The 14,033-nt window shown below is 36.3% G+C and carries 9 protein-coding genes; 7 read left to right on the top strand and 2 right to left on the bottom strand.

The window, feature by feature from the left end; all coding sequences use genetic code 11:
• Positions 1–238: 238 nt before the first annotated feature.
• The 7 genes from ACJAT0_RS06710 to ACJAT0_RS06680 all read left to right on the top strand — a co-directional run bounded on the left by ACJAT0_RS06710 (position 239) and on the right by ACJAT0_RS06680 (position 11,146).
• Positions 239–2,569 carry an ATP-dependent helicase gene (locus tag ACJAT0_RS06710; protein ID WP_415181043.1) on the top strand — a complete coding sequence of 777 codons (2,331 nt, stop codon included), beginning with the start codon at positions 239–241 and terminating at the stop codon, positions 2,567–2,569.
• Positions 2,570–2,747: 178 nt separating this feature from the next.
• Positions 2,748–3,719 (top strand): beta-ketoacyl-ACP synthase III, encoded by a 972-nt coding sequence (locus tag ACJAT0_RS06705; protein WP_415181042.1) that lies wholly within the window; start codon positions 2,748–2,750, stop codon positions 3,717–3,719.
• Positions 3,720–3,871: 152 nt separating this feature from the next.
• Positions 3,872–4,693, top strand: a complete 822-nt coding sequence (locus tag ACJAT0_RS06700) for an SDR family oxidoreductase (RefSeq protein WP_374002251.1) — start codon at positions 3,872–3,874, stop codon at positions 4,691–4,693.
• Positions 4,694–4,741: 48 nt separating this feature from the next.
• Positions 4,742–5,338, top strand: a complete 597-nt coding sequence (locus ACJAT0_RS06695; protein ID WP_415181041.1) for a hypothetical protein — start codon at positions 4,742–4,744, stop codon at positions 5,336–5,338.
• Between the two features lie 271 nt (positions 5,339–5,609).
• Positions 5,610–7,715: an ATP-dependent DNA helicase RecG gene (recG, locus tag ACJAT0_RS06690; RefSeq protein WP_415181040.1), complete on the top strand. Its 2,106-nt coding sequence runs from the start codon at positions 5,610–5,612 to the stop codon at positions 7,713–7,715.
• An 880-nt stretch (positions 7,716–8,595) separates the two neighbouring features.
• On the top strand, positions 8,596–10,062 hold the full coding sequence (locus ACJAT0_RS06685; RefSeq protein WP_415181039.1) for a magnesium chelatase: 1,467 nt from the start codon (positions 8,596–8,598) through the stop codon (positions 10,060–10,062).
• Between the two features lie 163 nt (positions 10,063–10,225).
• Positions 10,226–11,146, top strand: coding sequence for a hypothetical protein (locus tag ACJAT0_RS06680; RefSeq protein ID WP_415181038.1), 921 nt, complete (start codon positions 10,226–10,228; stop codon positions 11,144–11,146).
• Positions 11,147–11,467: 321 nt separating this feature from the next.
• Here the strand turns inward: ACJAT0_RS06680 and ACJAT0_RS06675 are convergent, their stop codons facing one another.
• Together ACJAT0_RS06675 and ACJAT0_RS06670 are read right to left on the bottom strand one after the other, a co-directional pair.
• Entirely contained in the window at positions 11,468–11,806 is a 339-nt protein-coding gene (locus ACJAT0_RS06675) for a single-stranded DNA-binding protein (protein ID WP_415181037.1), read from the bottom strand.
• Positions 11,807–13,057: 1,251 nt separating this feature from the next.
• The coding region (locus tag ACJAT0_RS06670; protein WP_415181036.1) for a tRNA modification GTPase at positions 13,058–14,033 on the bottom strand (976 nt) is incomplete at its 5' end.

Genomic DNA, 14,033 nt, shown 5'->3' with positions numbered 1-14,033 from the left:
CAATTTTATGATATCATTTAAAAATTAGTTTAGCAATAGCTCGAAAAAAAAAGTTGCTTATGGATTTTTGAAGGTCACTTTCATTTGATCAACGCTAAACCCACTAAGAAAAGTTTTAAGAGGCTGATTATACCTACTGTCAAGAATTAATTGTTGAAAAAACACTTGTAAATGTTCCGCTTTCGCGAAAGCGGAACATTTACAAGCCGTATCTTTATAACATACAAAAAGAAGACCAGTGCAAGACCATATTTCCCAACTCAACGACGCCCAAAAAGAACCTGTTTTACAAAAAGAAGGTCCTATGATCATCATTGCTGGTGCAGGGTCAGGGAAGACACGTGTGCTGACCATACGCATCGCATATTTGATGCAACAAGGTGTAGACCCCTTCAATATTCTGTCGCTTACGTTTACCAATAAAGCCGCAAAAGAGATGAAAAAACGTATAGGTGAAATAGTCGGTGCAAATGAAGCAAAAAACCTGTGGATGGGGACGTTCCACTCGGTTTTTGCCCGTTTATTGCGTGTAGAAGCAGATAAAATGGGGTACCCTTCTAATTTTACAATTTATGATGCGCAAGACTCTCAACGCCTTACCAGTGCCATTATCAAAGAAATGGGACTGGATAAAGATGTGTATAAATACAAACAGATTTTCTCGCGTATTTCTTCTTTAAAAAATAGTCTGATAACCGTGCGAGCCTACTATAATGATGCCGATTTACAAGAGGCAGATGCTATGGCACGAAGACCTCGTTTTGGTGAGATCTATAAAGAATATGTAGAGCGTTGTTTTAAAGCAGGCGCTATGGATTTTGATGATCTGTTGTTGAAAACCAATGAATTGATCAATAGATTTCCAGAAGTACTGGCCAAATATCAAAATCGTTTTCAATACATACTCGTTGATGAGTATCAGGATACCAACCACTCACAATACTTGATCGTCAAAGCGCTGTCAGATAAGTTCCAGAATATTTGTGTGGTAGGAGATGATGCGCAATCTATCTATGCTTTTAGAGGAGCAAATATCAATAACATCTTGAACTTTCAAAAAGATTATGACAATGTAAAAGCTTACCGACTAGAGCAAAATTACCGTTCTACAAAAAACATTGTAGAAGCGGCAAACTCCATTATAGAACACAATAAAACCAAACTTGAAAAAGTAGTCTGGACCGCAAATGAAGATGGTCCTAAAATTATCGTTCACCGATTGATGAGTGATTCTGAAGAAGGACGTTATGTAGCTAGTTCTATTGTTGAGAATAAAATGCACCACCAATTAGACAACGGTAAATTTGCCATTTTGTACAGAACAAACGCGCAATCTCGTGCCATGGAAGACGCCTTGCGCAAACGTGATATTCCATATCGAATTTATGGAGGTTTGAGTTTCTACCAGCGCAAAGAAGTAAAAGATGTACTGTCTTATTTGCGTTTGGTGGTCAATTCTAAGGATGAGGAAGCCTTAAAACGGGTGGTCAATTATCCAGCTCGTGGAATAGGAGCAACCACTATGGACCGTTTGATCGTTGCTGCAAAGCATTATGACCGTACGTTATTTGAAGTGATCGAGAACATCGATAGAGTAGATGCAGGGATAAATAGCGCTACTAAAACAAAACTGAAGAACTTTGCCACCATGATCAAGAGTTTTCAGGCTCTTAACGATACTCAAAATGTGTTTGAACTCACGGAATACGTGCTGAAAAAAACGGCTTTAATTACAGAGCTTAAAAAAGATGGAACTCAAGAAGGGATTTCTCGCATAGAAAATATGGAGGAATTGCTCAACGGTATGCGGGACTTCGTAGAGGGGCAAAAAGAAGTCGCCGATGCGCGCGGTGCACTTTCAGAATTCTTAGAAGATATTGCACTGGCTACCGATCTCGATAAAGATACAGGAGATGATGACCGTGTTTCTTTAATGACCATTCACCTCTCTAAAGGTCTGGAATTTCCTTACCTGTATATTGTTGGTATGGAAGAAGATTTATTCCCTAGTGGAATGGCTATGAATACACGGGAAGATCTGGAAGAAGAACGCCGTCTTTTTTATGTAGCACTTACCAGAGCAGAGCATCAGGCCTATTTGACGTATACCTTAAGTCGCTACCGATGGGGAAAGTTAGTCGATGCAGAGCCCAGTCGTTTTATTACTGAAATAGATGATCAGTATGTAGAATACACCACACCACCTGATGATTACCGATATAAACCATTAATGGATAATGATTTATGGGATGAGCCTGACAAGTCAAAATTGAGACAGGACAAACCCAAAAATGGAACGCCACCCAGTGTAAGTCAGCCTAATGAGGAGCAAATTAGAAAACTGCGTAAAATGCGGCCTGTGAGTCGCACAACTAGCAGTTCCAACGCACCAGCAGGATTTGAAGGTAAGTTGCAGGCAGGAATGATTGTCGAACACGCTCGTTTTGGTCGTGGAACAGTCGTCAATCTAGAAGGTATAGGAGGTGAGAAAAAAGCCGAAATCAATTTTAATGTAGGTGGTTTGAAAAAACTCTTGTTGCGATTTGCTAAATTGGATGTGGTAGAATAATGTTTTTATGTAAAGTACTTAATCCTTGTTATGGTTTTCTCATTTTTTAAACCTAAATTTTAGCATATTATCTTTTTAATCCGTTTTTAACTTCAATTGTGTAATTATTCAAAATTAAAATCAAAATAGTCCTCTTGTTCTAATAAAAGAACACATTTTTAGCTGCTGATACTATTCTATGAATAATGCATATATTAAAGGTACTGGATCCTATGCTCCAGAAAATATTGTAAAAAATGACTTTTTTGAATCCGTAGGATCGAACGATGCGTGGATTCAAAAAAACTTAGGAATTAAAGAACGACGTATTTCAACAGGTGAAACTACAAGTGATTTAGCGTCGATAGCTGGAAAGGAAGCTATTAAAAATGCGGGCTTAATGCCGTTAGATATAGACCTAATTATCCTAGCTACAGCAACTCCCGATAGGCTTGCTCCTTCTTGCGCCTGCTTTGTGCAAGAAAAAATAGAAGCTTTTAATGCAGTGGCTTTTGATATATCTGCTGTTTGCTCAGGCGCCTTATTTGCTACAACTACGGCAGTACAATTTATTAAGTCTGGCATGTATAAAAACGTACTCGTAATAGGGGCAGATACTTTTTCAAATATTACGGACTGGAATCGCAGAGATGCTGTGTTTTTTGGCGATGGAGCTGGAGCGATGGTGATTTCTCATACCCATGAAGATAAAGGATTCATCGATTTTCTATTGCATACAGATGGTCGTGGTAAAGATTGTTGGAACATACCAGCTGGAGGATCTTTACTACCTACTTCTGAAGAAACGCTTAAAAAAGGACTTCAGTATTTTCAGATGGATGGAACTGCCGTTTTTCAAACTGCGATTAAGGTTGTTCCAAAGTCTATAAAGGAACTATTATCTAAGAATAAGGTTTCTATAGAAGAGATCAACTGGCTTATACCGCACCAACCCAGCATAAGAATACTCGAAGAAGTGGCAAATCGCATCTCTTTACCTTGGGAAAAAGTAATGACTAATATGGATCGTTACGCAAACACATCTGGAGCTACCATACCAATTATGCTAGATGAAACAGTAAAGAAAAACCTGCTTAAAAAGGACGATCTAATCTTGTTTGCAGCCGTTGGAGCTGGATGGACTTGGGGAACCGCACTTTATAAATGGTAATTCTAAATCTTAAAATAATAGGAGTGTAAAGCATGTATAATGATCTAAATAGGTTTGACATTTATGCATTTTGCGGGCTTGTGCAAATGCAAAATGAAATGCATTACAATCAAAGAATATACTTATCAAGCACTCATCAATACGATATATAAATGTTTACAAATAAAACTTTTTTAATCACAGGTATTGCAGACGAGCATTCACTAGCTATGTACGCTGCAAAAGAAATTATAAAAAACGGAGGTAAAGTGGTTTGTACAGGTTTAGGTATAAGTTCTTTTCACGACGATTTATCAGATAGAGCAAAAGAGTTTCTTCAGAAAAATTTTGAGGACTTTAAACGTTCTGTGCACGATTCATTAGGGGATTCTATGGTAGAAATCCTAGATGTTTCTATCGATCAAAACATAGAGTCTTTTGCACAAGAGTTAGCGGCAAAAGGCATTAAGCTAGACGGGCTTTTACACGCTATTGCCATGGATAAAACCATTCGTAAAAAAGAAGTGAAGCCACTTATAGATGTTACCATAGAGGAGTTTTGCGACACCATGAATGTTAGTGCATATTCTTTAATACGTATCACCCATTATTTATTGAAATATAAGGTTTTGCAAAATGGAGCTTCCATTTGTTCTTTAAGTTACATAGCTGCTGCAAAAGTGACATTCCATCCCTATAGAAACATAAGCATTGCAAAGGCAGCACTAGAACGCATCACTATAGAACTCGCAGATGAGCTAGGTCGCAAACATGCTATACGTGTTAACGCTATTCGGTTTTCTCCCTATATGGGAAGTAAAGCCGGTAATGCCACTTTAAAAATAGAAGATGTAGCCACCTCAAATAAAATGAGCCCTTTAGGAAACGCTCTGCCTGTTGATCTTGCATATGAAATTTGCCACCTATTTAGACCAGAAAGTAGGATAACTGGCGAAATAAGACATGTAGATGGTGGGTACCATATCACAGGTTAGTATTTTATTTTACATGTAGCCTAATTCATACTTCTAACCATTTCTTATATGAAAAACCTACAGTATCCTATTAAATTTTCTTTCAAGATTACTACCTTAAGTAATGACTTTACTGCTCAAAACGCCTCAGGGCATACTATTGCTTACGTAAAGCAAAAAATGTTTAAGCTTAAAGAAGCGATTACGGTGTATAGTGATGAGAATAAAACACAGGTCTTATTTACCATTTTAGCAAACCAATGGCTGGATTTTAGTGCGGCTTACTCCATATTTGATTCAAATAATAAAGAAGTAGGTAAAATTGCTAGGAAAGGCTGGCGCAGCATGTGGAAGGCAGAGTATGATATTGTAGATCAAAACAGCCAGCCTCAATATAAAGTGCAAGAAGCAAATGCCTGGGTACGTATTGCAGACTCGGTTGTAGGTGGAATCCCTATAGTAAGTGCTTTTACAGGTTATCTATTTAATCCCACATATAAGGTTACTGATACTGCAGGACAGGTGGTTGTGAAGTTAAAGAAGATGCCTTCTTTTTTTGGTAAAGAGTTTGAATTAACTAAAGTTGCTGACATCGATCAAGAGGATAATGAAAGAGTCGTGCTGGGTCTTATGATGATGATCCTTCTAGAAAGACGCCGTGGTTAATAGGTAAATGTTTTCAATAATATTTTTTCTTACAGCTGCAGTAATAACTATTTAATAGGCACAATGTTTGGCGTAGCACTAAATTGAATTCAGCACAGGCTTTAATAAAACCTTTTTACTAGCAGGATCTCTTTTCATAGATTTGCGTTTTCAGTACTTAGACAAATTTCGTGTAACGCTCTCGATCTAAAAGTAATATTCCTATGAGTATTTAATTTGACTTTGGCCTCAACTCCGTTATCTTTGAAAACGTACTAGAAATCATCCAATTTTGCCACTTAACTTTCTTTCTACTCCTATAGATTACCTCGCTGGCATAGGCCCAGAAAGAGCTAAATTGTTGCGCAGTGAATTGCACATCCATACTTACGGTGATCTGGCAAACCTTTTTCCAAATAGGTATATTGATAAAACGAAGTATTATAAGATCAATGAATTGGTACCAGATAGCGCCCAGGTTCAGATTTTAGGTAAAATTGCAACTATTAAAACGGCAGGTGCTGGAAAAGCTGAACGTCTAGTTGCCACCTTTGCCGATGAGACTGGAAGAATGGAGCTCGTGTGGTTCCGCAGTCAGAAGCACTTTAAAGATAGTTTGAAAATTAATGAGCCTTATGTGGTTTTTGGTAAAGTGGCTCGTTATGGTTCTCAATATAATATCGCACATCCAGATTTAGAATTACTAGCAGACCATAAGTCCCGGAAGCAAAGTGCGATGACACCCGTCTATCCCAGTACAGAAATGCTTGCCAAACGCAAGATTACCAATACCTACATTGTAAAATGCATGCGCAAGCTGTTCAGTGAAATTAATGGTGCATTTGTGGAAACCTTGCCAGACGATATGCGTGCGCATTACAAGCTAATCGGTAAAAATGAAGCCATGCTCAACGCTCACTTTCCTACTACGCCAGAAATGCTACAGTGTGCTATCTATAGATTGAAATTTGAGGAGCTCTTTTTTATTCAGATGGAATTGCTCCTTCAGAACCTAATTAGAAAGACCAAAATTAAAGGGTACGTATTTGATCAAGTAGGCGAGAAGTTTACTAACTTTTATAAAAATCACTTGCCTTTCGAATTAACAGGTGCTCAAAAACGCGTGGTTAAAGAAATACGTGGCGATATGGGTACCGGAGCGCATATGAATCGATTGCTGCAAGGAGATGTAGGGTCTGGAAAAACTATTGTTGCGGTGCTCACGGCCTTATTGGCACTCGATAACGGCTTTCAAGCTTGTATTATGGCACCTACGGAAATTCTCGCACAACAACATTATACGGGGGTTTCCGAATTGTTAGAAGGAACTGGAATTACAGTTTCTATCCTAACAGGTTCTGTGAAAACAAAAAACCGTCGTGTGATTCATGAGGCTTTAGAAGATGGAAGCTTGGATATTTTGATAGGAACGCACGCACTTATTGAAGATAAAGTAAAGTTTAAAAACTTAGGAGTGGCTGTGGTAGATGAACAGCACCGTTTTGGAGTGGCTCAACGAGCTAAACTTTGGAAGAAAAATGACTTGCCGCCACATGTGTTGGTAATGACGGCGACCCCCATTCCTAGAACGCTTGCCATGAGTTTGTATGGGGATCTCGACATATCGGTGATTGATGAATTGCCGCCAGGTCGTAAAGAGATCAAAACCGTACATCGATACGATAAGAATAGATTAGCAGTTTTTGGTTTCATACGAGATGAAATAGCACTCGGTCGTCAGATTTATATGGTATATCCGCTTATTGAGGAATCTGAAACATTAGATTATAAAGATTTGCAAGATGGATATGAAAGTATTGTTAGAGAATTCCCTTTGCCTAACTATAAAGTAAGTATTGTTCACGGTCGCATGAAACCAGCCGATAAAGATTTTGAAATGAACCGTTTCGTAAAAGGGGAAACACAGATTATGGTCGCAACTACGGTGATAGAAGTAGGTGTGAATGTGCCTAATGCCAGCGTGATGATCATTGAGAGCGCAGAGCGTTTTGGGCTTTCTCAATTGCACCAGTTGCGAGGTAGAGTAGGGCGTGGAGGTGATCAGAGCTATTGTATTCTTATGACTAGTCACAAGTTGAGTGCTAATTCTAAAACCAGATTAAACACAATGGTAGCTACCACAGATGGCTTCCAAATCGCTGAGGTAGATCTTAAATTGCGCGGTCCAGGAGATTTGATGGGAACACAACAAAGCGGTGTCATGGACTTGCGACTGGCAGATATCGTTAAAGACCATAAGATTCTTGCCATTGCTAGAGAAGCTGCTCAAAAATTACTCTCAAAAGATCCTAAAATTGAAGGAACAGAACATGAAGGTGTAAAACGTGTATTGACCTTTTTGCAGAATAAAAAAGGACTTTGGAAGTACATCAGTTAGTGGAAACCCATTCTTATATCGAAATCGGAATCGAAATAGAAGTCACATGTGATGAATATGGCCTTTAGAGATTTACTGATGCTTGGGTTGAAGGAGGTGTTTAGACCTCAATCTTACTATATTTATAAAATTATCAACGGTTTGTAAGGATTTTGGAATCAATTTTAAGTTCTTAATTCAAAAACAATTTAAAAGGAATATATAATCTAGCTAGTGAATTGGGCTTATAAGGATTAAACGTGTGCCACCAGTGAAAGCGATAAAAATAAAATTCATAGTTAGATAGGTATCCATATATTAACTTTAATATTCGTGATAATCGATCCATCTCAGTGTCGAGAGCTAGCTCCATCGATATACACAAGACCATTTGTAGTGTCCATGATACTAGATAATTTAGCAGTCAAATAAAACTAATTATTCATAAACTGGAGTGACATTAAAAATTAAGTTTTTGTACTAGTTTGAATATTCAATGTCGGTATAATTATAATAAAGAGTATTATATTCTGTTTTAACAAGGCTCAAAATACAGGAAGAGTAGCGGCTATGGATTTGTTTTTCAACGATGTAAAATAAAAAAAAGCGGGTGGCGAACTCGTTGTGGTAAAACAATTTATAATGATATTTGATGTTCTATGGTTAGGGTGTAATTTTTATGTGAAAGAGTTATTTATTTGTGCCGTTTTAGAGCTCCAACAAACACGAGAAACCTTTCGTTCTCAGAAAAGAAAAAAGAAAGCGAGTTCAACTCTATTTCCTTGTTGAATTTAAACGACCAGAAAGTTGCTCTTCATAAAACACGAACGTTAAATAAGTCTTTAATGATTGCTAAAATAAAACATGGGTTGTAATTTGGACTCGTTTATGAATAACAACTATGAATTACATTAAAATAAGTACCATAGGCCAACTTAAAGAAGCAGGCTGGAAATCAAAATCTATTAAAGAAGAATTAAGAGATAATTTGATTCACAACATCAAAAACGATGTAGACTCTTTTACAGGAATTCACGGTTATGAAAATACAGTGATCCCAGAATTAGAACGTGCGATTTTATCACGCCATAACATCAACTTATTGGGATTGCGTGGTCAGGCAAAAACACGACTGGCAAGATTAATGACGGGACTGTTGGATGAGTATATTCCTTATGTTACTCAAAGTGAGATACATGATGATCCTTACCAACCACTTTCTAGAACGGCACAGGAGCTTATTGAAAAGCACGGAGATGATACGCCCATTTCATGGCTGCATAGAGACGATCGTTTTTATGAAAAACTAGCCACTCCAGATGTTACCGTAGCCGATTTAATAGGAGATATTGATCCTATAAAAGCAGCTAATCTAAAATTAAGCTACGCTGATGATCGCGTGATTCATTACGGAATGATTCCACGTGCCAACCGGTGCATCTTTGTGATCAATGAGCTTCCAGATTTACAGGCTCGCATTCAAGTAGCTCTCTTTAATATTCTTCAAGAAGGAGATATTCAGATACGTGGTTTTAAATTGCGTCTGGCTCTTGATATGCAATTTGTCTTTACTGCAAATCCTGAGGATTATACCAATCGTGGTAGTATTGTTACTCCTTTAAAAGACAGAATAGGTTCTCAGATTTTAACCCATTATCCAGAGAATATAGCGATTGCCAAAAAGATTACACAACAAGAAGCAAAAAATGACGCTCGAACTGCAGAAGTTGTTTACGTGTCAGAACTCGCCAAAGATCTTTTAGAGCAAATTAGTTTTTGTGCTAGAGATAGTGAGTATGTGGATGAGAAGAGTGGCGTGAGTGCTCGTATGAGTATCACCGCTTTTGAAAATTTGCTAAGTACCGCAGAGCGACGTTCTTTGATGAACGGAGATGAAAATACAAGCATACGTTTTTCTGATTTTACAGGGATTATTCCTTCCATTACAGGAAAGGTAGAATTGGTATATGAAGGAGAGCAAGAAGGTGCGGCTTTTGTAGCCAATGAATTGATAGGAGCTGCGACTAAAACATTGTTTCCACAGTATTTTCCTGAAATTAAAAAATTGGTAAAAGGAGATGAAGAGACTCCTTATGATAAGTTAATAGAGTGGTTCTTTAATAATGAAGGACTGGAATTGCTAGACGAATTAAATGATAGCGATTACCAAGTGCTTATTGATCAGATAGAACCTCTAGAGGATTTGGTTCAAAAATATCAGCCACTAACGACTAAGGAAGATCGCAATTTTATGAAAGAATTTGTTCTTTGGTCCTTAGTTGAATTTGATAAACTGAGTAAAAAACGTTTTACAGAAGGGTATCAATTCAATGATTTGTACAGCGATTTTGTAAGAGGTAGTATATAATTCAGTTTTTAGGTATATAAGCTAAATTAAAATTCAATAAACAGGCAATCATCGCGAGATAGTTGCCTGTTTTTATGCAGACTGTTTTGATACTTAGGATTTATATACTATTTTCCTGTTTTTATGGATGATCCATTAAAAGCGGTATTAAAAATCTAATCTGTTGATCGTACTTATGTATAAAAATTCACTCACATTAATTACGTGCGATGCTTTATGCAAGGCGCTACTAATTTCTGCTTTAGTTGCCTTTTCTTTTGGGAGTTGCAAAGAGGTAAAAAAGGCAGAGGTAGACTTAGATTTATTTGCTGTTGAAGATTTTGCAGCATCTATACAGAACAGTTTCAACACCTACGAACCCTACAGTATTAAAAATATATTTAGTCCTGTATTATTTTCATGGCGTTTAGGATCTGATTTTAAGCAAAATTACACAGCTCAAGAGAGGCAAGGCTATTATAGTGCTTTTAATATGCTTTATAAACAGAGCATAGACAGTTACGTAGATGCTGCCGAATTATTGAATTTAAAAGTGTATCTTTTTGACGTGCATCAAAAAGATAATGTATACCGATTGAATTATTATGTCACTGATGTTAATGATAATGTTCTCAATTATCTTGTTTTTTATGTGGATAAGGATAGAAACAGGGAGTTTAAGATTGTCAATTTTTACAACGTAATTTCAGGTTTTACCTATAGTGATATTGTTGCAGAGTACATGGATGGAGGAACTTTTGGCAGTGATCGAAGTGCTAGAAGAGGTATGGAAATAGCTGCGAATAAGAGAGATGTAGCATTGTATGATTCCTCTTTAGGAGATCATCAAAAGGCCTATAGCAAAATGAAAGAAATAGACTATAAGTACCTCAACTCTTCTGGTTTTGCGCAATATAAAATGATTTTTGCCTCTCAAATTTCAGTCCGTCTTTATAAAGAAGAATTGAAATGGATGGCAGCTATTTCTAAGAATGGAGTGAGTAAAAAATATTATGAATGTATTTCCTTAAATTTAGAAATAGAAGATAACACAGACGCAAAAAAATGTATTGCTGAATTTGAGGAACTGCTCAAGGCGAGTTGAGTTATGTTGGCTACACACCATTTTAGTCTAAATGTGGTATTCTACTGCATCGTGGGATCTGGTAGATGCGTTGTTAGGAGTTATAGGAATGCGATGTTTTTTCATCTATTTCGGCTAGCGCCATGTAACGTTTAAGGAGTCAAGGGTTCAACCGAAATAATTGAGTCGCCGTTATTCTTAAAATAGGGTCTTGGATAAAATAAAAAAAAAAGGATACTGGTTCCAAATTTACATGGAATCCAGTACCCTTTTTAGTTATCTAATTTTTCTAGGTCCTATTCTAGTAGATACTTGATAACTCACCTAGATACATATCTAGCACTATGCTTTAGCGCCTAATAGCAGCACCTGATCGCATACTACTTCTGTGGTGTACCTTTTTTCACCGTCTTTGTCTTCCCACTGTCGAGTGACTAGTTTTCCTTCTACGCCTATTTTACTTCCTTTCTTTACGTATTCAGCAATGATGTTTGCGGTACCATTAAAGGCTACAATGCGATGCCATTGCGTGTCTGTTACTTTTTCACCTAGCTTATTGGTATACCTATCTGTGGTGGCGATGGAGAACTTCACTAGCTTCTTATCATCGTTTAAATTCACGGTTTCTGGATCTTGTCCTAGGTGACCGATTAACTGTACTCTGTTGCTTAAATTGCTCATAATAAATTAGTTTATATGGATTAGAAAATTATTTAAATATCATCGTTTGTTTTTGATGACGGTGCAAATATGCGATGCTCTTAATGCTGTAAACGTTTTTTAACCGTTTGCTTACGTTTATTTTCGTTTGTACACGATTAAAGCTATGAAACTACATATAGATGAAGGGAAGTGAACAATGTAATAAGTTTATTTAAGTTAATAAGTTGTGGTTTTAATTAGTTTTATAGCTGTACACAAGTATTTGCAGCACGGATTACATATTTTAATAATTAAAAAAAGAGGTTTTATATTGTTATGTTGATGTGGTATCATTTTGGTAAGAGTGACTCATTGTTAGATTCTTTCAGCAGTCCTTCAGATACTTTGGCCCCCTGTTTTCTAACCCTAATCTTCTATTTTTGTTACGACCAGCGGAAAAGATATAATGTAAAAATTTTGTTATTTCACAGTTTATTTGTCGGTCAGTATCTGTCAGATACAGCCGTTGTGCTTTTTGCAATGTTCTGTGTATTTATAATGATATACGCGCTATCAGATACAATTATATTTTATAGCATCTGGATAGTGTTTTTTCCTTTTTTGCAATTGTGAGCTTATTCTATGTGGTGTGATTAGAAAATAAATTCTCATATAAAAGGCTGTTTTATTTTGAGTGTTCCATTTTTATTTAAGTGTTTCATTTTAGTTATATAGGAACTAAGGAACAGAGATACTTACCAATGGATATCAGCTTTTTTATTCAACGTGTTGCCACTGGTGGTAGACCATAAAAAATCTGATAAAAAATAAAGGAAATAATAAGCGCTACAAAGAAGCGTAAAGAGACGAGCAGATTAAAAATAAGTGCTTCCACTCATTTGAAAATAGCAACCCACTTTTGGCAGTATTCTTGTTAAGGAATAAACGCGACAGAAATCCACAAAACGCACCCACATTTTAATAAAGGTAAACAGCTCAAGTAGAAAAGGATTCTTTATGCGTTCCTTACACATGTTTCATGTATACATCAACTAATTATGAAGGAAGCTTTGCAGTTCAACAAGAATAGAGCAAACCTAAAACCCTAATTAAAGAATGCTCAAGAGATCCCAGACAAGATATTTATTTTTATACATTTCAAATTTAAAATTGCTGTATGCATATGGAATAAACTCTGATGCTCATAAGGAACGGTGACCTTTATTTACTTTTACGACAATTGATTGTGTGCAAAAATATTTTGACAAGTATTCTTTTAAGGTTTATGATTTAAAAAATGGAATATCCAAATATCACTGATATCGTTTTATAATCTGAAGTCCACAAAGCATAATCTGGTAAAATGTCCCTACTTGTATGATACCTGAACTCCAAGCTACAGGTATTCTTATACTTATATCCTATTCCCAATGCTCCATTAATACCAGATCCAACAGCTAGGTTTCTTACTTTTGACTTCAATGCAAAATCATACAGGAAAGAAGCATTTACAAAAACTTTAGACGTGTCGTTTAAAAATAAGTAATGCCTGAGTCCTAGAGGAAGTTCAATGGACTGGTAATCGGCATTTGTATTGCTCCTATTTGCGATTTCTAGCTCTGCCTTAAAGTATTGGTAGGTGGGTTCAATGATTATTGCCCATTTATTTTTATTAAATCCCAGTATAAATTCAAACTCTAACCCTACTCTAAAGCTCCATTCACGATCATAACCTGTGTTTCTGGAGTTTGTAATATTATTCCTCATTGATAAAGAAGAACTGTTTAAACCTGGTCTAATATTCAAATGAAACAAACTAGAGGTTACTTTCTCATCAAAATTCACAAATTCTGAGTTATGACAGTTATTATATTTTTTAAATAAATTTAATAATTCCTTCTTGTTGTAGTTCATAAATTTTAACTCTTCCATTGAAATATCAACACATTTTAAATTATCGTACAATTGATTCCTGAATTTGTTGTTGGTTCCAATTTTATTTTCTGGCGTTTTATATTTTTTAAAAATGAGTTGGTCTACATCATTATTTACGGTTTGATAGAAATATCTTCTAAGGCTGTTGTCTTCGTATAAAAACAAACTGGCATACCCCTGAATCAATACCTTTAAATAAAGCTGTTCTTTTTTGAAAAGGGGACTTTTATCATAGCTTAGTAGATTGAATTTATTGCTAGATCTATCAATTTGAACGCTTGCTCTTATATATTTTGAAACATTGTTGATCCCAAATTCCTTAACAGATTCA

Origin of the sequence: Nonlabens sp. (genome assembly GCF_047636915.1) — a bacterium.
Classification (GTDB): Bacteria; Bacteroidota; Bacteroidia; order Flavobacteriales; family Flavobacteriaceae; genus Nonlabens.
This window is presented reverse-complemented; position numbering and strand designations above follow the sequence as displayed.

What these genes read in the sequence shown, in the direction of transcription:
- ACJAT0_RS06695 (WP_415181041.1), top strand. Translation starts at nt 4,742, where the DNA reads ATGAAAAACCTACAGTATCCTATTAAATTTTCTTTCAAGATTACTACC.
- ACJAT0_RS06700 (WP_374002251.1), top strand. Translation starts at nt 3,872, where the DNA reads ATGTTTACAAATAAAACTTTTTTAATCACAGGTATTGCAGACGAGCAT.
- ACJAT0_RS06705 (WP_415181042.1), top strand. Translation starts at nt 2,748, where the DNA reads ATGAATAATGCATATATTAAAGGTACTGGATCCTATGCTCCAGAAAAT.
- ACJAT0_RS06675 (WP_415181037.1), bottom strand. Translation starts at nt 11,806, where the DNA reads ATGAGCAATTTAAGCAACAGAGTACAGTTAATCGGTCACCTAGGACAA.
- ACJAT0_RS06685 (WP_415181039.1), top strand. Translation starts at nt 8,596, where the DNA reads ATGAATTACATTAAAATAAGTACCATAGGCCAACTTAAAGAAGCAGGC.